The organism is Pantoea sp. Cy-640, from assembly GCF_011752635.1.
GTDB classification, from domain to species: Bacteria; Pseudomonadota; Gammaproteobacteria; order Enterobacterales; family Enterobacteriaceae; genus Pantoea; species Pantoea dispersa.
The window spans coordinates 539,191-557,991 of sequence record NZ_VWXB01000002.1 but is presented as its reverse complement, the minus strand read 5'-3'; the positions used below and the strand labels follow the sequence as shown (position 1 = coordinate 557,991).

23 protein-coding genes and 1 riboswitch are annotated in these 18,801 nt (G+C 57.9%); of the genes, 9 read left to right on the top strand and 14 right to left on the bottom strand.

The window, feature by feature from the left end:
• Positions 1-46: 46 nt before the first annotated feature.
• Entirely contained in the window at positions 47-817 is a 771-nt protein-coding gene (locus tag F3J36_RS08170) for a 2OG-Fe(II) oxygenase (RefSeq protein WP_088517383.1), read from the top strand.
• Here the strand turns inward: F3J36_RS08170 and F3J36_RS08165 are convergent.
• Together F3J36_RS08165 and F3J36_RS08160 are read right to left on the bottom strand one after the other, a co-directional pair.
• Positions 802-1,884, bottom strand: coding sequence for a DUF2817 domain-containing protein (locus F3J36_RS08165; protein WP_166719414.1), 1,083 nt, complete (start codon positions 1,882-1,884; stop codon positions 802-804). The two genes, F3J36_RS08170 and F3J36_RS08165, sit on opposite strands and share 16 nt — an antisense overlap.
• Positions 1,885-1,922: 38 nt before the next feature.
• Positions 1,923-2,693, bottom strand: coding sequence for a transporter substrate-binding domain-containing protein (locus F3J36_RS08160; RefSeq protein ID WP_166719413.1), 771 nt, complete (start codon positions 2,691-2,693; stop codon positions 1,923-1,925).
• Between the two features lie 267 nt (positions 2,694-2,960).
• On the opposite strand from F3J36_RS08160, the gene F3J36_RS08155 reads away from it, so the two are divergent.
• Both F3J36_RS08155 and F3J36_RS08150 read left to right on the top strand, forming a co-directional pair.
• On the top strand, positions 2,961-3,635 hold the full coding sequence (locus F3J36_RS08155) for a heavy metal response regulator transcription factor (protein ID WP_104093403.1): 675 nt from the start codon (positions 2,961-2,963) through the stop codon (positions 3,633-3,635).
• Positions 3,632-5,011, top strand: coding sequence for a heavy metal sensor histidine kinase (locus tag F3J36_RS08150; protein ID WP_166719412.1), 1,380 nt, complete (start codon positions 3,632-3,634; stop codon positions 5,009-5,011). Before F3J36_RS08155 ends, F3J36_RS08150 begins: the two co-directional genes overlap by 4 nt.
• A 29-nt stretch (positions 5,012-5,040) precedes the next feature.
• Here the strand turns inward: F3J36_RS08150 and nfsB are convergent, their stop codons facing one another.
• Both nfsB and F3J36_RS08140 read right to left on the bottom strand, forming a co-directional pair.
• Positions 5,041-5,694 (bottom strand): oxygen-insensitive NAD(P)H nitroreductase, encoded by a 654-nt coding sequence (gene nfsB, locus F3J36_RS08145; protein ID WP_058770319.1) that lies wholly within the window; start codon positions 5,692-5,694, stop codon positions 5,041-5,043.
• 104 nt (positions 5,695-5,798) lie between these two features.
• Positions 5,799-6,800, bottom strand: coding sequence for a zinc-binding alcohol dehydrogenase family protein (locus F3J36_RS08140; RefSeq protein WP_021508931.1), 1,002 nt, complete (start codon positions 6,798-6,800; stop codon positions 5,799-5,801).
• 136 nt (positions 6,801-6,936) lie between these two features.
• Here F3J36_RS08140 and F3J36_RS08135 point away from each other — a divergent pair, with 136 nt between their 5' ends.
• From F3J36_RS08135 to F3J36_RS08125, 3 genes are all read left to right on the top strand, one after another.
• On the top strand, positions 6,937-7,854 hold the full coding sequence (locus F3J36_RS08135) for a LysR family transcriptional regulator (protein ID WP_058759023.1): 918 nt from the start codon (positions 6,937-6,939) through the stop codon (positions 7,852-7,854).
• Between the two features lie 500 nt (positions 7,855-8,354).
• Positions 8,355-8,726, top strand: a complete 372-nt coding sequence (locus tag F3J36_RS08130) for a type II toxin-antitoxin system RelE/ParE family toxin (protein WP_166719411.1) — start codon at positions 8,355-8,357, stop codon at positions 8,724-8,726.
• Positions 8,710-9,009, top strand: a complete 300-nt coding sequence (locus tag F3J36_RS08125) for a helix-turn-helix domain-containing protein (protein WP_021508926.1) — start codon at positions 8,710-8,712, stop codon at positions 9,007-9,009. The genes F3J36_RS08130 and F3J36_RS08125 overlap by 17 nt, the downstream gene beginning before the upstream one ends.
• Before the next feature lie 77 nt (positions 9,010-9,086).
• Here the strand turns inward: F3J36_RS08125 and F3J36_RS08120 are convergent, their stop codons facing one another.
• The 8 genes from F3J36_RS08120 to F3J36_RS08085 all read right to left on the bottom strand — a co-directional run bounded on the left by F3J36_RS08120 (position 9,087) and on the right by F3J36_RS08085 (position 14,976).
• Positions 9,087-9,554 (bottom strand): hypothetical protein, encoded by a 468-nt coding sequence (locus tag F3J36_RS08120; protein ID WP_058759022.1) that lies wholly within the window; start codon positions 9,552-9,554, stop codon positions 9,087-9,089.
• A gap of 185 nt (positions 9,555-9,739) precedes the next feature.
• Positions 9,740-10,669 (bottom strand): ABC transporter substrate-binding protein, encoded by a 930-nt coding sequence (locus F3J36_RS08115; RefSeq protein ID WP_166719410.1) that lies wholly within the window; start codon positions 10,667-10,669, stop codon positions 9,740-9,742.
• A 9-nt stretch (positions 10,670-10,678) separates the two neighbouring features.
• Positions 10,679-11,413 (bottom strand): ABC transporter permease, encoded by a 735-nt coding sequence (locus tag F3J36_RS08110; protein ID WP_058776076.1) that lies wholly within the window; start codon positions 11,411-11,413, stop codon positions 10,679-10,681.
• Positions 11,397-12,113 carry an ABC transporter ATP-binding protein gene (locus F3J36_RS08105; RefSeq protein ID WP_166719409.1) on the bottom strand — a complete coding sequence of 239 codons (717 nt, stop codon included), beginning with the start codon at positions 12,111-12,113 and terminating at the stop codon, positions 11,397-11,399. Before F3J36_RS08105 ends, F3J36_RS08110 begins: the two co-directional genes overlap by 17 nt.
• The gene (locus F3J36_RS08100) at positions 12,110-13,078 is read right to left on the bottom strand and encodes a HesA/MoeB/ThiF family protein (protein WP_166719408.1); all 969 of its coding nucleotides are present in this window, start codon (positions 13,076-13,078) and stop codon (positions 12,110-12,112) included. The genes F3J36_RS08105 and F3J36_RS08100 overlap by 4 nt, the downstream gene beginning before the upstream one ends.
• 10 nt (positions 13,079-13,088) lie before the next feature.
• Positions 13,089-13,847: a thiazole synthase gene (locus F3J36_RS08095; RefSeq protein ID WP_132463263.1), complete on the bottom strand. Its 759-nt coding sequence runs from the start codon at positions 13,845-13,847 to the stop codon at positions 13,089-13,091.
• 3 nt (positions 13,848-13,850) lie between these two features.
• Positions 13,851-14,048: a sulfur carrier protein ThiS gene (gene thiS / locus F3J36_RS08090; RefSeq protein WP_150360083.1), complete on the bottom strand. Its 198-nt coding sequence runs from the start codon at positions 14,046-14,048 to the stop codon at positions 13,851-13,853.
• Entirely contained in the window at positions 14,032-14,976 is a 945-nt protein-coding gene (locus F3J36_RS08085; protein ID WP_166719407.1) for an FAD-dependent oxidoreductase, read from the bottom strand. The genes thiS and F3J36_RS08085 overlap by 17 nt, the downstream gene beginning before the upstream one ends.
• Positions 14,977-15,103: 127 nt before the next feature.
• Positions 15,104-15,223: riboswitch (TPP riboswitch) on the bottom strand.
• 165 nt (positions 15,224-15,388) lie between these two features.
• On the opposite strand from F3J36_RS08085, the gene F3J36_RS08080 reads away from it, so the two are divergent.
• The 3 genes from F3J36_RS08080 (at position 15,389) to F3J36_RS08070 (ending at position 17,374) form a co-directional block, all read left to right on the top strand.
• Positions 15,389-15,826, top strand: a complete 438-nt coding sequence (locus F3J36_RS08080; RefSeq protein WP_058781064.1) for a 6,7-dimethyl-8-ribityllumazine synthase — start codon at positions 15,389-15,391, stop codon at positions 15,824-15,826.
• Positions 15,827-15,997: 171 nt separating this feature from the next.
• The gene (locus F3J36_RS08075; RefSeq protein WP_058776083.1) at positions 15,998-16,675 is read left to right on the top strand and encodes a hypothetical protein; all 678 of its coding nucleotides are present in this window, start codon (positions 15,998-16,000) and stop codon (positions 16,673-16,675) included.
• A gap of 69 nt (positions 16,676-16,744) precedes the next feature.
• Entirely contained in the window at positions 16,745-17,374 is a 630-nt protein-coding gene (locus F3J36_RS08070) for an RES family NAD+ phosphorylase (protein ID WP_211072914.1), read from the top strand.
• A 118-nt stretch (positions 17,375-17,492) separates the two neighbouring features.
• Here the strand turns inward: F3J36_RS08070 and F3J36_RS08065 are convergent, their stop codons facing one another.
• Both F3J36_RS08065 and F3J36_RS08060 read right to left on the bottom strand, forming a co-directional pair.
• Positions 17,493-17,702 (bottom strand): glycine zipper 2TM domain-containing protein, encoded by a 210-nt coding sequence (locus F3J36_RS08065; protein ID WP_031279978.1) that lies wholly within the window; start codon positions 17,700-17,702, stop codon positions 17,493-17,495.
• A gap of 253 nt (positions 17,703-17,955) precedes the next feature.
• A complete protein-coding gene (locus F3J36_RS08060) occupies positions 17,956-18,681 on the bottom strand; it encodes a pirin family protein (RefSeq protein WP_132463272.1) in 726 nt (241 codons plus the stop codon).
• Between the last annotated feature and the right edge of the window lie 120 nt (positions 18,682-18,801).

The following is an 18,801-nucleotide window of genomic DNA, read 5'->3' as shown; positions in this document are numbered from 1 at the left end:
CAGGCCGTTACAGTCTCTACACCTGTCAACTCAGAGAACCACCGCGATGTCTGCTTTGATTCGATTTGATTTGCACCCACTGGCCGACGCCGACTGGCGTCGGCACTGTCGCCAGCAGCTTGAGCAACACGGTGCGCTGGTGCTGCGTCAGTTTTTGCAACCGGCTGCGCTGCAGGCGATCGTGGCTGACGGGCTGGCCCAGCGCCATCTGGCTTACCACACCGTCAGCAAGCACAACGTCTATCTGCTGAAGCCGGACGAGGCGTACCGTGCCGATCATCCGCGCAACCGTGACGTGATCAGCACCAAAGGCTGCATCACCGACGATGTGATTGCGGCGGAATCGCCGCTGCGTCAGCTGTACAATGACGAACTGTTTAAACGCTTTCTGTGTGATGTGCTGGACGAAGACGCGCTGTATCCGTATGCCGACCCGCTGTCGTCCATCAATCTGCATTACGCACCTGACGGTCAGGAACTCGGCTGGCATTTTGACAACTCCTCTTTCGCCATCACGCTGCTGGTGCAAAAACCGCGCGGCGGCGGTGTATTTGAGTATGTAAAAGATTTGCGCGATGCCGATGCCGGCGAGATGAACTACGACGGCGTCGCCGCCGTGCTCGATCAGCGCCAGCCGGTCGAGGCACTGGAGATTGATGCCGGTGACCTGGTGCTGTTTCGCGGGCGTAATTCGCTGCACCGCGTGACGCCCACCGAAGGCGATGTCACGCGTATGCTGGCGGTGCTGGCCTACAACACCCAGCCCGGTATCGCGTTGTCCGAAACCGCGCGCATGACCTTTTACGGCCGGTTGTAAGCCACCAGCGCGCGCCAGCCGCGCAGGAAAATCTGCCGGGTACGAAACGCAGTTAAGGCGCGCCAGTCTTCATCGGCGGGCCAGAACCCCTCCACCAGCTGCTGCTTCAGCGCGCGTCCGGCGTGGCTTGCCGGATCGCCCTGCAGATGCAGCCAGTGATCGTCGCGCACCCGGCGGTGCATCTCCTCACCCGGATAAGTGCCGCACTCCACTACCAATGGCAGCAGCTGCGTGTCAGGCAGCGACGTCAGCAGAAACTGCGAGACATAGCCCGTTGCCGTGGCGGTCACGCCGGTGTCGCTGTCGCGCCCGGCGCCGGTAAACAGCAGCGTCAGCCACTCATCGTATAACGTTTTGCCCCAGTCATGCGCCGGATAGCGCTGTTCAGCAATCGCCAGCAGCATCGGATGGCCCCACGCGCCAGCACCGGTGTGCAGGTCGAAACTCAGGATGACCTGCGCCTGACGCAGGTGCTGTTCGACAATGGCGTGCAGCGTGCGGTGCGACCAGGCCGGCTGCTGCCCGCCATAAAACAGGCCATCTGCTGCCTGATATTGGCCCGCTTCCACCACCCGTTTTAGCGCCGGCCAGCCTGACTGCTGCAGCGTCTCCGCCAGCAGCCGATCGGCATGTGCGCGGTCGCCATGGTACAGATCGTGCCATAGCGCATAGTGCGGATTAGCGGGTGCGGGCTGGCTGAAATCGATGAAATTCCGGTTGAGATCGATATTGTCTTCATTGACGCGCCGCAGATGCGCAGCGCCCCACGGATTCAGCAGATGGACCAGCACCAGGGCGCAGTCGGGCGGTAACGCGGCGACATCGAAGCTATCAAGCCAGGCGATCTGGCTGTCTGAACCGTAATAGCCCTCCACACCGTGTGTGCCGGAGAGAATCAGCATGCGTTTGCGGGCCGCCGGATCGCCGATCACCGCGACGTCGGTATACAGCGCAGCCCCGTCGGGCGCGGTCAGCGGATGGCGATAGGCAGTCAGCGCGCCGTGCTGGCGCGTGACAGCGGCCAGGAATCGCGCCCGCTGCTGGGTATAATCAGGGAGTAAAGACATGATTTTCCTGTGCGTGATGAAGGCAAATCGCCCTGCGATTAGGGATAAACCTTAACCTTAAAGTACTTCTGCGCCAGCCGGTCATAGGTGCCGTTGCTGTGCAGCGCAGCCAGCGCATTGTTAATTAAAGTAAGATTGGCCGTATCGCCTTTACGCAGCCCGATACCCACGCCGTTGCCCAATAATGCTTTATCCACCAGCGTGGCTTTATTGACATAGCCCTTGCCTTCCGGCGTGTTGAGAAAGCCCTGCTCGGCCGAAACCGCATTCGCCAGGCTGGCATCGAGTCGACCCGCTACCAGATCCGGATAGATCTCCATCTGATTCGGATACGAGACCACATTGACGCCCTGCGGTACCCACTTCGTTTTGGCGTAGGTTTCCTGGATGGTGCCCTGCGCGACGCCGATATTCTTCCCGCGCAGCGTGCTGATATCCGCCGTCAGCGTGCTGTTGGCAGGCGTCAGCAGCGCGCTGGGCGTGATATACAGCATATCGCTGAACGCCACCTGCTCGCGGCGCTTCTCCGTCATCGACATCGCCGACAGAATGGCGTCAAATTTCTTCGCCTGCAGCGCCGGAATGCTGCCATCAAAGCCAATCTGCACCCACTGACATTTCACTTTGGCCTGCGCACAGATGGCATTGCCCAGATCAATATCAAACCCCTGCAGCGAGCCATCGCTGGCTTTGGATTCGAACGGTGGAAAAGTGGGATCGACGCCGAAACGCAGCGTCTGCTGCGCCGCAGCCAGTTGGCTGAGGGCGCTGAGTGACAACAGTAAGGCAAAAGACCAACGCTTTTTCATGATGCTCTCCGGCAGGCTATCTCACAGGTTTTAACCTTGTAATAACACGATGCCGCTGACGCCACCATCAAAAGCGCGCAAAAATGCAGAGCAAATTCTTATATATGTTAATGATTTAGCGAAATTTGTCGCGCCCTTAAGTTTTACTTAACGCTCTGTCATGATTTTGTCATCAGGGGCTCATGCCGCTGTCAGCCTCGGTTTTCTATGCTAACCCGCGTTATACTGCCCGCCATCAGCAAGCGGCCGCCACTGCCGGGAGATCGCATGAAAATATTGGTGATAGAAGATGAAGCCGGGGCGCGTGATTACATGCGCAAAGGATTGACCGAGGCCGGTTTTATCGTCGACGTGGCGGAAAACGGTCAGGATGGCCTGTTTTATGCGCAGGAGCACCATTACGATCTGATTCTGCTGGATGTGATGATGCCCGGCATCAATGGCTGGGAGGTGATGGCGCAGCTGGATAAGCAATTGCAAACGCCGGTGATTTTCCTCACCGCCAAAGGCACGGTGGAAGATCGCATCAAAGGGCTGGAACTGGGTGCCGATGACTATCTGGTCAAGCCCTTCTCCTTCGCCGAACTGCTGGCGCGCGTGCGCACCCAATTGCGGCGCGGTAGCCAGCAGAAGCTGCCCGACATCCTGACGCTGGCCGATCTGCAGCTGGATATTGCCCGTCGCCGGGTCGAGCGCGCCGGACAGCGCATCGACCTGACCAACAAAGAGTTCAATCTGCTGCATCTGTTTCTGCTGCATCCCGGCGAGGTACTGACACGCACGGTGATTGCGTCGCGCGTCTGGGACATGAATTTTGACAGCGACACCAACGTAGTGGATGTGGCAGTAAAACGGCTGCGGCAGAAAATTGACGGCCCTTTTAACCGACCATTAATTCATACCGTGCACGGTGTCGGTTATCGCTGCGAAGCTGAAACATGAAACCCCGCTCGCTCGCCGTCCGCCTTTCGCTACTGCTCAGTGCTACGGTGGTGGTCATTTTTACACTCAGCGGCATGGCGCTGTATCACGCACTGGCGAAGCAGATCGGCGTGCGCGATGACGCAGCCCTGCTGACGCGCATCGATCAAATGCGCACGCTGCTGCGCGATGAAGATGCGCTGACGCTGATTCAGCAGAAGCCGCGGCTGTTCGCCAACATGCTGGGCAATACCGAATCGTTGCTGGTGCTGCGCTTTCCCGGCCAGCCGCCGCTGATCGTGATCAATCCTGGCGCGCGTCCGGTGCCAGCCATTACGCCGGTCGCCGCCGATCAGCCGTTAACCCTGCAATCGGTCCACCATCAGCAGGCGGCGGACGGCACGCCGTTTATCGCCGCCGCCGCGTTAACACCAACGCGCGATGGCAGCGGCCAGATCGAAATCATCACCGGTCGCCTGATGAGCGACCGCACGCAGACCCTCACCGGCTATCGCCACCAGATTATCCTGTGCACCGCGCTGGCGGCGCTGCTGGTCGCCGCGATCAGTGTGCTGCTGGTGCGCCGCGGCCTGACGCCGCTGCGCCGGCTGGCGGCGGAAGCTGGGGTGATCGACGTGCGGCGGCTGTCGCATCGCATTGAACTGACCAGTGCGCCAGGCGAGCTGCAACCGCTGCTGGCGGCGCTCAACCAGATGCTGAGCCGGCTGGAGCAAGGTTATCAGCAACTTAGCCAGGTCTCAGCGGACATGGCACACGATCTGCGCACGCCGATTGGCACGCTGCTTGGTCAGACGGAAGTGGCGCTGAACCAGCCGCGCAGCGTCAGCGAGTATCAAACGCTGCTGGGTTCCAATTATGCGGAGCTGGAGCGGCTGGCGAAGATGATTGATAATATGCTGTTTCTCGCCAAAGCCGCAGACGCCAGCCAGGCGCTGGACAGGCAACGCATCGATCTGACACCGCTGGGTGAGCGGTTGAGTGACTATTTTGAGGGTATGGCAGAAGAGCATGGCATGCAGCTTGTCATCTCGCTTCACGGCGAGTTGCACGCCGATCCGCAGTTATTACAGCGCGCGCTGGCTAATCTGATCGCTAACGCGCTGCATTACGGCACGCGCGACGGCACCATTCACGTCTCCAGCATCACGCAGCCAGACGCCGTGCTTTTGGTGGTAGAAAATCAGGGGCCGACGCTAAGTCAGGCGCAGCAGGCACGCCTGTTTGACCGCTTCTGGCGCGCCGATGCGTCACGCCAGCAGGGCGGCAGCGGACTGGGTCTGTCAATCGTGCGCGGGATCATGCAACTGCATCAGGGCAGTTGCACGGTGAGCAGCGAACACGGCATAACCCGTTTCTGCCTGCGGTTCCCACGTTAAGCGCGCAGGTGCGCACCTGGTTAAGTCCCTTAGATAAAGGTGAAAATTTCGTCCTGCGGCAGACGCGATTTCGGCAGCGTGGCGTTGAAATCTTCCTCACTGCGATAGCCAAGCGAAACCAGCACCACGCTGGTAAAGCCCTGTTCACGCAGGCCCAGCGCCTGGTCAAGTGCACGCGCATCAAAGCCTTCCATCGGGGTGGCATCAATGCCGAGCATCGCGGCGCCCAGTAACAGTCCGCCCAGCGCCAGATAGACCTGTTTCTCCATCCATTGCGGCACATCGCGCAGCTCATAACGGTGCATATCCACGTAGCTGCGGCGGCTCTTATCCTGACCGGCTTTGGCTTCGGGTTTGGCAAAACGCCCGTCTTTCTCTTCCTGCGCCAGCACGTTTTGCAGGTGCGCTTCATCCAGATCGGTGCGCATGCACAGCGCAATCACGTGTGAGGCGTTCAGCACTTTAGGATTGTTGTAAATGAACGCGCCACTGGTGGATTGCGCCATCTTTTCCCGCCCTTCCGCAGTCGACGCGACAACAAAGTGCCACGGCTGCGAGTTAACCGATGACGGGCTGTTGCGCAGCAGGTTAAGCAGCGTGTCGATCTCCTGCTGCGGCAGCGTTTTGCCCGCAGAGAAAGCTTTTACGGTGTGACGGCGGGCAACCGCATCATTAAGGGTCATGAGAGTCTCCTGATTGAAGATTGCGCCAGAGCGCAGATAAATAGCAAAGTTGCTACCATAACCGCCCGGGCTGACGGACGGTTAACCTTACGTGTTTTAATGACTTAAAAGCCGCTGAGGACAATCTTGCCGCGTGCGCGACCGCTCTCAATCAGCGCATGCGCTTTACGCAGGTTGGCCGCGCTGATGCTGCCGTGATGCTCGCCAGCGGTGGTCTGCAGGGTTTGATCGTCAATCAGCTGACTCACCTGCTGCAGAATCTGATGCTGGCGCTGCATATCGGCGGTATGGAACAGCGAGCGGGTAAACATCAGTTCCCAGTGCAGCGAGATGGCTTTGCGCTTCAGCGGCACCGCATCCAGGGTTTCCGGATCGTCAATCAACGCCAGTTTGCCCTGCGGAGCCAGCACATCGATCAACTGCGGATAGTAGCTGTCGGTATGGGTCAGTGAGGCCACGTAGCGCACCTCTTTATGGCCAATCGCTGCCAGCTGCTCACCCAGCGGACGCTGATGATCGATAACATGATGGGCACCCAGCGAGCGCACCCAGTCAGCGGTTTCCGGGCGAGAGGCGGTACCAATGACCGTCAGTCGGGTCAGTTTGCGCGCCAGCTGCGTCAGCATCGAACCCACGCCGCCGCCCGCGCCGATGATCAGCAATGTGCCTTCGTCGGCAGCATCAATTTCCAGGCGATCGAACAGCAGTTCCCACGCGGTGAGCGACGTCAGCGGCAGCGCGGCGGCATCGGCGTCGCTCAGCGTGCGCGGCTTGAGTCCGGCGATGCGTTCATCCACCAGTCCGTACTCGGCATAGCTGCCAGCGCGTGTGATGTCGCCGGCATAGTAAACTTCATCGCCGGGCTGAAACAGTGTGACATCGCTGCCCACCGCCTCGACCACGCCCACCGCATCCCAGCCGAGAATGCGCGGCGTGTCCGTCGGGGCGCCAGCACGCACTTTGGTATCAACCGGGTTAACCGCAATCGCGCTGATTTTTACCAGCAGATCGCGTGCGCCTGGCTGCGGTTTCGCCACGTCCAGTTCATACAACGCATTTTCATCTGAAATCGGTAAACCGTTTTGGCTATAAACAATCGCTTTCATGCAACAGGCTCCAGGTGAATGAATATTTTCAGGGTGTTGACAGCAGCATAGCCAGACATCGCGCCGGGAAAAATGCCTGTTGCAGGACAACACTTTCACTCGTAGAGTGAAAATCCCGATAATGGCGAGAACGTCGATGATTCGTTTAGAAGATGTCACCCTGTTTGTGCGCTCTGCCGCGCTGGGCAGCTTTTCCCGCGCAGCGCGCGAAGCCAACCTACTGCCCGGTCAGGTCAGCGCCGCCATTCAGCGGCTGGAGCGCGATCTCGATCGCCGCCTGTTTGCGCGATCGACGCGCAGCCTGCGTTTAACGGCGGAAGGCGAAAAGTATCTGCCGTTCGCTCAGGAGATGCTGGCGCTGATGCACGCCGGTGCGGAAAGCCTGCAAAGCCACGACGATGCCCTGAGCGGCGAGCTAAAAATCGCTCTGCCGTCTGACATCGGCCGCCATATTATTCTGCCGCTGCTGACAGAATTTTGCCGGGCGCATCCGGCGCTCGGGCTGCGTCTCTCGTTTTCCGATCAGGTGAGTGACGTGTTCCGCGATCCGGTGGATATCGCCATTCGCTACGGTAAGCTGGAGGACAGCAGCTATGTCGCGCTACCGCTGGCGGAAGAAAACCGCCGTGTGATGGTCGCCGCACCCGATTATCTCGATCGACATGGCCGTCCGGAAAAACTCGAGGATCTGGCACAGCATCACTGTCTGCCGTTTGTCATGGGCGGTCACGTGTATGATAAATGGACCTTTCCGCAGGAAGGGATGCGGCGACAGATTACGGTGAAAAGCCGGCTGCTGTGCGACGACGCTGAAGTGGCGCGCCGCTGGGCGATTGCCGGAATGGGGATTGCTTATAAATCCTGGCTTGATGTCTGCGACGATATCAGACACGGCCGGCTGGAACGGGTGCTGCCGCAGCTGCCAGGCGAAAGCACGCCGCTGCATTTAATCTGCCCGCATCGCAAACAATTCTCGCCGGCGATTCGCGCTTTACATCAATTACTGCGTGAACATTTACGCACTCTGACGGCGCAAATCTTACCGGCAATTTAATCTCACCGCTGCGCCTCAACGCCATCAGCCACGCAATCCGGGCCAGCCATCAGGCGAATGCCCCTGCGATTTATCTTTAAAAATAAGGACGCGCGGCCGCAAGCGGATGAAATGTCGTGCCTTCTGAACCCGCGCATGAAAACGCAGCGGTCCGGCACCTCTGATAACCGTGGCACAGCATAGTAATCTTATTCTTAACAGGTAATATTTAACGTTACTTCACTGTATTCACGTTAATTATTCAGGACTAATGATGTCTCAACCCAAAGCGATGTCCGTTAATGCCCTCACCCACATTATCCTGTTCTTCCTGGTCATCAACGCGATTGATGTCGTGTATGCGTTGATGCACTGATGGCTTATTGCGCTGCGCTTTGCCGCTGATTTTTGCGAGCCAGACTCGAAAGATGAGATAAATTCCCCGTCACGGATTTTTTAATCCGCGAGCCTTGATAGACTGCAGACGATAAAATAGACTACAGACTATCAAGGATGGCATCGTGTGGCAGGTTGAAGCAACAGATCGGTTTTGGAAATGGTTGCAGGCTCAGGATGAAGCGTTGCGTCTCGATGTGCTTGCCGCCATGAAGCTTCTGGCGCAGGACGGTCCGCACCTCGGCCGCCCTTTCGTTGATACCCTGATGTTATCACGGGTGCCCAATATGAAAGAGCTACGCGTGCAAAGTAAAGGTCGTCCCATCCGCAGCTTTTTTGTTTTCGATCCGCGCCGCCATGCGATTGTGCTGTGTGCCGGCAACAAACAGGGTAAAAATCAAAAGCGTTTCTATCAGCGGATGCTTCGCATTGCCGAAACCGAATACCATCATCATCTGAACGCAATCGGGGAAACACATAATGAAAACCTTGGATGAGATGCTGGCGGCGCTGACGCCCGAACAGCAACATCAGGTCGATGAACGCGTCAGCCAGATGCGTCTGGAATACCAGCTTTATCAATTACGTGAGCAGATGCAGCGGACTCAGCGTCAGCAAGCGCAGGCCATGCACATTGCCCAGTCATCTGTGGCGGCGATGGAAGCGCGTGGTGCAGAGTTAAAAATTTCCACGCTGAAGCGCTACATTGAGGCGCTGGGTGGAGAGCTGACGCTGGGTGTAAAGATGCCGGGTGGCCAGCATGTTGACTTAATTATCTGACCGTTCAGGCAGAGCGCATTACGCCCTGCCCCAGACTTCGATCAACGGTGCCGACACCTGGCCCGCACCGCAGTCAATCAGGAGTTGTTTGGCGTGGCAGCGCTTTCGCTGAACTGCGGTTTTTGCCGCGTAACGGAATAGACCACGTTTTTCGGGCCATTGGTGTCTGTGGTGACATCGACCGCAGGAATGGTCACTTTGCCAAAACCAAACAGTGTCTGCACGTAGCCGCCAATCTGGTGTTTACCGGCCGGAACGCGGAGCTCTTTACTCTCGCCCTTTTGCAGCAGTCCGGCTTCCTGCCCATCCACCGTCACGTACACGGATGAGCCATCGTCGGTGCGCGTCACCAGATGGGAGACATTGATGACGGTCGGTCCGCTGGCAAACGGCGAAGCGCTGTCGTTGTTCTCGACCGGAGCGGAAGCGGTAGCCGGGGCTTCTGCGGCGGCAGCATCAGCGCTGCTGTCGCTGGCAGCATGACGCGCGCAGCCGGTGAGCAGGAGTGTGGCCGTTAACGTGGCCAGTGTGAAACGCGAAAACATCGTGACGAAAAACCTTCTGCTAAATGAGAAGTATTTATTTTAGCGTTACCCGCGCAGTGATAACAGTCACAGAAATCCAGTATTTTCCGAAAACCGGGGATGCGGGTCTCCGTTTGTCCCCCGGCCGCACGCAATGTCAACGCGCGCCGTTCTCCCGGCCCGGGAAAACGGCGCAAGCGGACGGACTACAATGAATAGCGCGCCAGCGGCGCCACGGTGGTGATCAGCCCGTTGGCTTTCATATATTCACCAAATGCCTGATAACGCGCCTGATTGAATTCCGCACTGTGCGATGCAAAATAAGGCAGCGTCGCCTGCCAGGCCTGATGATTGAGCGGCGTATCCAGTTCAGGGTAACGCTTAATGAACGCCTGCCACGCCTGTTGCGGGTGAGCGCGCAGCCAGGCGATGCCCGCATCCAGCCCACGCAGAAATGCCGGGATGCGAGGATCGTTTGCCGCTGTGTTGCTGTTGGCCAGAATGATCAACTCATCGTAGGCCGGCACGCCGTAATCTTCCGGTTTAAACGACACCGGCTTTGCGCCTTTGTCCTGCAAATCCAGCAGCTCGTAGTTACGGAAGATGGTCAGCGCGCCGTCAATTTTATGCGTCAGCAGCGCGGAGACGGCGTCCATATTCAGATTGACCAGCTTCACGCTGTTAACGTCGACACCCTGCGATTTCAGCATATTGCGGATAGCCACATCTTCCGCGCCGGGAATCGCATAGCCAATCGATTTACCGGCGAAGTCTTTAATACTGTGGATATCGCCCGATACGGCTGTCAGGGTGTTCAGCGGCTGGTTAATCAGGGTACCAACCCGGATCACCGGCACCTGCTTGTCCACCAGCGTATAGAGCTGCGGCTGATAGCTAATCGCCAGATCCGCTTTGCCTGCCGCCAGTAACAGCGGTACCGACGCGGAATCCGCCGGTGCGATCATCTCGACATCCAGCCCCTGCTGTTTAAACGCCCCGCTGTACTGAGCGGCAAAGATCGCCGCGTGGTTAGGGTTAATGAACCAGTCGAGCAGCAGCCGCACCTTTTCGGCTGCCTGCGCGTTGACGGTGGCCAGCAGCAGTAACGAAGCGATGGCACGAAGAAGTCTATTCACTCAAGTTCCTTAGTATGATTGCCAGAGAAATTTTTTACGCACCAGCGCCACGGCCGCTGAGAGCAGCAGCGCCAGGCTCATTAACAGCAGCAGTGCGGCAAAACTGGTGGCCGTTTCCAGCCGCGCGTTGGATTGCATCATCAGGTAGCCTAACCCTTCGCTGGCACCGACCCACTCGCCGATCACCACCCCAATCGGTGCCAGCACCACCGCCATCTGCAGGCCGGCGAAAAACTGCGGCAGCGCAGCCGGCCAGCGTACGCGCCAGAAAATTCGCCAGCGCGAGGGATACAGCGTTTGCGCCAGCTCCAGCCAGCCGGCAGGCGTACGGCATAAACCGTCGAACAGCGACAGGCACAGCGGGAAAAACAAAATCAGCGCCGCCACCACGACTTTTGACGCGATGCCAAAACCCAGCCACAGCACCAGCAGCGGGGCCAGCGCAAATACCGGGATGGTCTGGCTGGCTGTCACCAGCGGAAACAGCACCCGACGCAGTAGCGGGCTGGAGGCCATCAGTACCGCCAGCACCACGCCGCCGCCGACGCCCAGCAGCAGCGCCAGCACAATTTCCGCCAGCGTAAACATTGCGTGATGCGCGAGCAGCTGCCGCTTTTGCCACAGAGCCTCCAGCACCGCCTGCGGTGCCGGCAGCAAAAATGCCGGTACGCCGTTGTGGCGCGCCAGCAGCCACACGCCCAGCACCACCGCGATCAGGTAGATACCACTACTCAGCTTTTTCATAGGAATTCAGTCGGGAAAAGAGTTCGGCCTGCGCCTGCAGCAGTCCGGCATCATTGAGCGCGCGCGGCACCGTACCTGCCGGCACAGGCCAGTGCGTCACCTGCAGCGGCTGGCCGTGCAACAGCAGAATGTCATCGGCCATGCGGCAGGCTTCCAGCGGATCGTGCGTCACCAGTAACACCGTTTTGCCGCGCAGCAGCGTCGCGGTCAGCGTTTGCAGCTGGTGTTTGGTCATGACATCCAGCGTGGCGAATGGCTCATCCATCAGCACCAGCTCGCGCTGCGCATACAGCGTGCGCGCCAGCGCGACCCGCTGTCGCATGCCACCCGAGAGCTGTGAGGGCGCGGCTTGCGCCTCGTCTTCCAGTCCCACCTGCGCCAGCAAATTGTGCGCCCGCACGGGGTCCGGCTTCGCACCGCTCAGACGCGCCGTCAGCATCACGTTCTCCAGCACCGTCAGCCACGGATAGAGCAGATCCTGCTGCCCCATCCATGCCACGTGCTGCGCAATACCGCTCAGGCTGCCCTGCTGCGGCTGCACTAAGCCGGCCACCAGACGCAGCAGCGTGCTTTTCCCAATGCCGCTGCAGCCCAGCAGCACCGTGGTTTTGCCGCCGCGCAGTTGCAGATTGAGCCGATCGCACAGCTGTTTTTCGCCCCAGGCAAAGCTCACCTGGTCAAAGCGGATGTCCTGCGTCATGGCCGGCGCGCCGCCAGAATCGCCAGCTGATTAAAGCCGCGCTGCGCCAGCGCGCTGGCCGCCTGCGCCGCCCGGATGCCGCTGGCGCAGACCAGTACGATGCGGCGATCCGCCGGTGGCTGCCAGGCGTCCAGTTCGTGCGGCAGCACGCGCTCAACCCGTTCGGCCACGCTGGCGGGCGCCTCTTCGCAGCTGCGCAGCTCCACAATGCAGTCTTCGGGTTGTAACAGGTGAGCATCAATAAACGGCACGCCGGGCTGGGCCGGTTCCTGTGCCGCATCAAAGCGGAACGAACGAAAGTGCCAGCTGACGAAGTCACAGTTGACCATGCAACCGAGCGGTGAGGGTTGCAGGCCGAGCAGTACGCTGAGCGCCATCTGCGCCTGCATCGCCCCCAGCGCCGCCACGGCTGGCCCCATCACGCCGGCGGTGTTGCAGTTAGCTGCGGAGGCGGGCAGCTGCGGAAACAGCGCACGGTAGCTCGGTGCGCCGCCGCAAAAACCGCCAGCATAGCCCTGACGACCCAGCACCGAGGCGCTGATCAGCGGTATGCCTGCCTGGAAACAGGCATCAGACAGTTGGTAAGTCACCGCGAAGTTATCGGCGGCATCAATCACCAGATCGCACCCCGCCAGCGCCTGCGCGATATTGCTGGCGCTCAGCGCCTCGGGCACCGCGTCGATTTGCACCTCAGGATTGCGCAGCAGCAAAGCCTGCTGCGCCGCCACAGCTTTGCTGCGACCCACATCCTGCAGGGTGAACAGCGTCTGGCGATGCAGGTTATGCAGCGCGACCTGATCGTCATCGTACAGACACAGCTGACCGACGCCCGCGCCCGTCAGCTGAGGCAGCAGCGTGGCGGCCAGCCCACCGGCACCGGCTACCAGCACGCGGGCGCGAGCCAGTTTCTGCTGCCCGACGACGCCAATTTCCGGCAGCATCATCTGGCGTTGGTAGCGTTCCATTGCGCGCTCCTTAGTTCAGGTTAGCGAGGCCGAAGATCGGCGTTGAGGCCACGGCCATATCACGCTTCTCCATCAGCCCGGCCTCGCGCGCGCCCTGCCCGGCGGCGATCGCCTGGCTGAACGCGCGCGCCATCGCCACCGGATCGCCCGCTTTCGCCACAGCGGTATTGAGCAGGATGGCATCGAAGCCCATCTCCATCGCCTGCGCTGCCTGTGACGGCGCGCCGATGCCAGCATCAATGATCAGTGGAATATCGCTGAACCAGGCACGCATCGCCCGCAGCCCGTCAATATTTCGCAGTCCCTGGCCGGAGCCGATGGGCGCGCCCCACGGCATCAGCAGTTCACAGCCGGCGGCCAGCAGTTTTTCACCGACAATCAGATCTTCCGTGGTGTAAGGAAACACCTGGAAGCCGTCGGCGCACAAAATGCGTGCCGCTTCGACCAGCGCGAACGGATCGGGCTGCAGCGTGTCGGCATGACCAATCACTTCCAGCTTGATCCACGGCGTGTTAAACAACTCGCGCGCCATGTGCGCGGTGGTGACGGCCTCTTTGACCGTGTGGCAGCCAGCGGTGTTGGGCAGCACGCGTACATTCAGGCCCGTCAGCAGCTCGCGAAAAGCCGCGCCCGCCGTGCCTTCGCGGCGCAGGCTGACAGTGATAATTTCACTGCCGGATGCGGCGATCGCCTGCTGCAAAATCGCCGGTGAAGGGTAGCCTGCGGTGCCAAGCAGCAACCGTGACTGCGGTGTAAAATCGTAAAACATCGCTCAGCCTCCCTGCATCGGTGACAGGACTTCCAGCTGCCAGCCTTCCTGTAACTGCAGGCTGGCATACTGACTTTTCGGCACAAAATCGCCATTGCAGGCGGTGGCAACACAGACCGCGTCAATTTGCTGTTCGATCAGCAATTCGCTGAGGCTGGTGGCCTCAGTGCTGATGGTGCGGCCGTTAAGCTGAATATTCATGGCTAACCTCCCCGGACAGGCGCTGCATCAGCTGTTCTGCCATCATTGGTGCCAGCAGAAAACCGTGACGATACATGCCGTTAAGATAAAAAATACCGTTGTGATAGTGGATTTCCGGCAGATTAGCCGGCCATGCCGGACGCAGACCGCTGCCGCTTTCGATGACGCGCGCTTCCGCCAGCGCCGGATGCAGGGTGTAGGCCGCGCTGAGCAGTTCCATCATGGCGCGCACGCTGATAGCGCTGGCATCGTCGCTTTCGATCATGGTGGCACCGAGCATGAAGTGGCCGTCGCGACGCGGCACCAGATAACAGGGAAAACGCGGATGGAGCAGACGAATCGGCCGGGAAAATGACACCTCATGACTCTGCAGGATCAGCATTTCCCCGCGCACCGCACGCAGGCCGGAGAGTTGCGCTCTGGCATGGATACCGCGACAGTCGATGATCTGGCCCGAGGGCTGGCGCGCATCAAAGCGGACGCCGCGCTGCAGCAGTTTGTCACGCAGTTCAGCCAGCGCACGGCGCGGATCGAGATGTGCTTCGCGCGGGAAAAACAGTCCGCGCGCAAACCGGTTTTCCAGCGCCGGTTCAAGCGACGCCGGATCAACCCATTGATGCGCCGTCGTCATGCGCGCGAAGCGGTTTAACTCCGGGTTATCACGCGGCGGTGCCAGCACTAACGTGCCCTGCTGCACCACGCTGCTGACGCGCGTTTGCCACCAGGCCGCAGCATGCTGGCCGAGGGTAATCACCTCCGCTGGCGCGCTTTCTGCTTCACACCACGGCGCCAGCATGCCACCGGCAAACCACGAGGCAGGCTGACGCGCTTCATCATCAATGACCTCGACGGTTTCGCCGCGCTCAGCCAATAGCGTGGCAACACAAAGCCCGGACACGCCGCTACCGAGCACGCTCCAGCGGCTCATGAACAACGTTCCGGTAAATAATCTGGGAAATTCACATCGGCCTCTCAGTGATAACTGAGACCCGCAGATACAGGTGAAGGGAATCGACGCCAGCGATCGGGCTCGCCTTTGCGCCAGACGGCTTTGCACATGAAGCCGTCAGTCTTCCTACGCCAGTATCAACTGGGTCAGGTTCAAAGGGTCGCTAAGCCGCGCAGTGCGCTATTAGCCTCTCAGTCTCTCAGGCGAGACTCCCCCGACGCGTCTATTTGTATTGCAGGCGCTGGCTGGCGTCAAGCAGCACGTTAACCACACTGCCCGCGTTGTGGATCAAAATTGCAACATATGGTATACCAAACGGATAGCGGGCAGATGATAAAAAAGACTTTTTTATTATTCACTTATAAATTTTTCAGCTAATCATGGAAGCATTATGAATAAGTTTCGTGTGGCTTTTATCAAAGCAGGATGGCATCAGGCGATCGTGAACAACGCGCTGGTGGGATTTGAGCAGGAACTGGCAGAACAAGGCGTCGAAAATACATTAAAAAGCTACGATGTACCCGGCGCGTTTGAAATGCCGCTGCTGGCTAAACGCCTGGCCGAAACCGGCAAATTTGATGCGATTGTCTGCGCCGCGCTGGTGGTCGACGGTGGCATCTATCGCCATGACTTTGTCGCGCAGGCCGTCGTCGATGGCCTAATGAATGTGCAGCTCACCACCAATGTTCCGGTGTTTTCGGTATCACTCACTCCGCACAATTTTCAGCCGGTCGACGCGATTGAAGCGTTTTATACCGAACATTTTATTAAAAAAGGCAAAGAAGCCGCCCGCGCCGCTCTGATGATTCATCAGCTTCAGATCGACTGAACCTCAAACGGATTGTTAACTTTTCCCACTTTTAACAATCCTTTTCCTGCAGTGTGCTCCCTCTTACCTCTCGCCTCTTGCTTACTTAAAGCAGCACCGTCAATGCCATTGCAAGTTATTCGGGATATCGTTAAAATCAGATAACCCAAATAACCTTGCGGGAGTTAACTGATGGTTAGCGATAAAGATCACACCGGGGTTTCTGCACTGACAGGTACCCCGCAGGAGATTCAGGGTCGGCTGTCAAAATCACATGCCAGTCACGTTGTTGCCATTACTTTCGACCATCCAGGCGATGCGCTGACGCTACGCAACCTGTCAGAAAATCTTTCCGCAATCGCTTCATCCATGTTTGCAATTTTTCAACAGCGGCAGCGGCAGGAATCGCTGGAGCAACTGGCCAGTGCGATGTTACCGCGCGTGCCAGCTTCGCCTCATTTACTCAAAGAAGCGGCGATGTTACTAGAGGCGCGCAATGCCGTACTGGAGAGCGGAAACTGGCTCAGCGCCGCAGAAGTGGCGCAACTGGCAGGGTTGAGTTCCACAAATCCGAGCGCTCAGCCGAATAAATGGAAAAAAAGCGGCCAGATATTTGCCATCAATCACAATGGGATAGATTATTTCCCCGATTATGGCCTGGATCGCGACACGCACTTTCGCCCGGTTAAACCACTGGCTCAGATACTCAGGATTTTTGCCGGACACAAAGACAGTTGGGCTATCGCATTGTGGTTTCTGTCGAATAACAGTTTCCTTGCGGGCAAACGGCCACAGGATCTACTGCTAACCGAAGCGCAACGCGTCATCGACGCCGCTCTGGATGAAATGGAAGGAATAACGCATGGATAAGCGCAGCACTGCGGCGCAACCTGATGATTTATCAACTCTGCCTGTTATTACTCCGAAGAAGGTGCGCCATTGCCAGGCGCTTTACTTCAGCTTTCATTTATTACGCTTTCAGCAGGAAGCATTCTGCACCGGGTCCATCTGTCGCGTTATGCCGCCAACCAGTTCAATCCCGGAGTGAAAGGGAATGCCCGCTTCAGTCCGATAAAAACCAGACATGGGCAGCCAATACCGACCCTTTACGGCGGTTCGACCAGAGACTGCGCATTAATGGAAACGGTATTTCATGACGTGCCCTTCGCACCCGGTCTTAAGACGCAGGATAAGAACAAATTACATCATCAACTTCATTCCTGTCTTAAAGTTAATGAAGATATGCTGCTAATCGACCTGAGCAGCATCGCATTGCGCAAGTTAGGTATCACGCGTAAGCAGCTTATTGATACAGAAAAACATCACTATCCCCTCACCCGACGCTGGGCAGCCGCTCTGCATCATCAGAGCGAATCAGCGCAGGGCCTTTCATGGATATCCCGTCAGGATGATTCAGCGCGGGCAGTGATGTTATTTGGCGATCGAATTTCACCGGGCATGCTGACGCCACTTAATAAATCATTAAGCCTGATTGATGATTCCGATACTTATGGCGAGGTTTTACATCTCGCATCGCGATTAGGTGTGTTTATCATTGCAGCCAAATAAACCACGATGCTATCCGGCGATGGATAAAAGAGAAAAGTGGACGAATAAGGATTTAAGAATGAAGTGGTTTAAAATTTCGCCAGCATTCCGGCTGGCGAAATCCTGAGTAGCGGTGAAATTAACGGCTGACTTCGTGACCAATCAGGCCGCCGATAGCCGCGCCGCCGAGGGTACCGAAGGTGCTGCCGCCGGTCAGAACGGCGCCACCCACCGCACCCACACCCGCACCGATGGCGGTGTTGCGACCACGATGAGACATGCCACAAGCCGTTACAGAAAAGGCTAAAACCAATACCACTGCGATATTAAAGCTGCGTTTTAAAACCATCAAAATCCTCATTACCATTAATTCTAATGGAATGTAATAGTGTTAACTTTGTTTGTTGTTTAGCCGCCAAATACCTGGCGTAGCGTGCTTATCCTGGAGGCAAATTTAAGGGGCTTTGCATTTTTGTGGAAGGTAAAAATTCCTATTTTATGCCGGACCTGTCAGGTGCTGGTTATTATTCGTACCTTAAGCCAAATAAAAAGGCATGGCGTGAAGGTTCACGCCATGCCTCGCTGACTTACCGCGCAATGAATTAACGCTGCGGATGATTAACTTCTACTGGTCGTAAATCAAACACCAGCACTTCAGCATTGTTACCGTTAGCGAACTGCAGCGCCGTCTCATTGCGTACGCGCGCGCCGTCGCCGGCGTTAAAGCTCACGCCATTCACTTCAATGCTGCCGCGCGCCACGTGAATATAAGCATAGCGATCGTTAGCCAGTTCCAGCGTCTGCTGCTCGGCACCGTCAAACAGTCCCGCGTAAATACGCATATCCTGACGTACGCGCAGCGAGCCATTGTCGCCTTGTGGCGAAACAATCAGGCGTAGCTGACCGCGTTTGTCGGCCTCTGCCACTGACACCTGCTGGTAACCTGGCTCGGTACCGCGTTCTGCCGGCACAATCCAGATCTGCAGGAAGTGCACATTATCCTGTTTCGAGTGGTTAAACTCGCTGTGCGTTACGCCGCTGCCGGCGCTCATCAGCTGCACGTCACCGGGCACGATAACCGAACCGGTACCCATGGAATCTTTATGCTCCAGCGCGCCTTCCAGCACGTAGGAGATAATTTCCATGTTGTTGTGCGGATGCGCACCGAAACCGCGACCCGGTGCTACCTGATCATCGTTAATCACCAGCAGATCGGAGAAACCGGTCTGTTGTGGGTCCCAGTAGCTGGCAAACGAAAAGGTATGGCGTGAATGCAGCCAGCCGTGATCGCCTAAGCCACGTTGTTCGGACAGTCGTTGTTCAATCATGGTCTGCTCCTTAAATTTTTAGCTGGAGGGCGAAGGCCCTTCCCGTTGCTGACCAGTATACGTAAACTGATTTGCCCAACAATGCGCCTGTATGACAATGACTGTCACAGATAAGTGGAC

Coding starts and splice junctions, on each gene's coding strand:
- F3J36_RS08170 (WP_088517383.1), top strand. CDS start 47: ATGTCTGCTTTGATTCGATTTGATTTGCACCCACTGGCCGACGCCGAC.
- F3J36_RS08165 (WP_166719414.1), bottom strand. CDS start 1,884: ATGTCTTTACTCCCTGATTATACCCAGCAGCGGGCGCGATTCCTGGCC.
- F3J36_RS08160 (WP_166719413.1), bottom strand. CDS start 2,693: ATGAAAAAGCGTTGGTCTTTTGCCTTACTGTTGTCACTCAGCGCCCTC.
- F3J36_RS08155 (WP_104093403.1), top strand. CDS start 2,961: ATGAAAATATTGGTGATAGAAGATGAAGCCGGGGCGCGTGATTACATG.
- F3J36_RS08150 (WP_166719412.1), top strand. CDS start 3,632: ATGAAACCCCGCTCGCTCGCCGTCCGCCTTTCGCTACTGCTCAGTGCT.
- nfsB (WP_058770319.1), bottom strand. CDS start 5,694: ATGACCCTTAATGATGCGGTTGCCCGCCGTCACACCGTAAAAGCTTTC.
- F3J36_RS08140 (WP_021508931.1), bottom strand. CDS start 6,800: ATGAAAGCGATTGTTTATAGCCAAAACGGTTTACCGATTTCAGATGAA.
- F3J36_RS08135 (WP_058759023.1), top strand. CDS start 6,937: ATGATTCGTTTAGAAGATGTCACCCTGTTTGTGCGCTCTGCCGCGCTG.
- F3J36_RS08125 (WP_021508926.1), top strand. CDS start 8,710: ATGAAAACCTTGGATGAGATGCTGGCGGCGCTGACGCCCGAACAGCAA.
- F3J36_RS08120 (WP_058759022.1), bottom strand. CDS start 9,554: ATGTTTTCGCGTTTCACACTGGCCACGTTAACGGCCACACTCCTGCTC.
- F3J36_RS08110 (WP_058776076.1), bottom strand. CDS start 11,413: ATGAAAAAGCTGAGTAGTGGTATCTACCTGATCGCGGTGGTGCTGGGC.
- F3J36_RS08105 (WP_166719409.1), bottom strand. CDS start 12,113: ATGACGCAGGACATCCGCTTTGACCAGGTGAGCTTTGCCTGGGGCGAA.
- F3J36_RS08100 (WP_166719408.1), bottom strand. CDS start 13,078: ATGGAACGCTACCAACGCCAGATGATGCTGCCGGAAATTGGCGTCGTC.
- F3J36_RS08095 (WP_132463263.1), bottom strand. CDS start 13,847: ATGTTTTACGATTTTACACCGCAGTCACGGTTGCTGCTTGGCACCGCA.
- thiS (WP_150360083.1), bottom strand. CDS start 14,048: ATGAATATTCAGCTTAACGGCCGCACCATCAGCACTGAGGCCACCAGC.
- F3J36_RS08085 (WP_166719407.1), bottom strand. CDS start 14,976: ATGAGCCGCTGGAGCGTGCTCGGTAGCGGCGTGTCCGGGCTTTGTGTT.
- F3J36_RS08080 (WP_058781064.1), top strand. CDS start 15,389: ATGAATAAGTTTCGTGTGGCTTTTATCAAAGCAGGATGGCATCAGGCG.
- F3J36_RS08075 (WP_058776083.1), top strand. CDS start 15,998: ATGGTTAGCGATAAAGATCACACCGGGGTTTCTGCACTGACAGGTACC.
- F3J36_RS08065 (WP_031279978.1), bottom strand. CDS start 17,702: ATGGTTTTAAAACGCAGCTTTAATATCGCAGTGGTATTGGTTTTAGCC.
- F3J36_RS08060 (WP_132463272.1), bottom strand. CDS start 18,681: ATGATTGAACAACGACTGTCCGAACAACGTGGCTTAGGCGATCACGGC.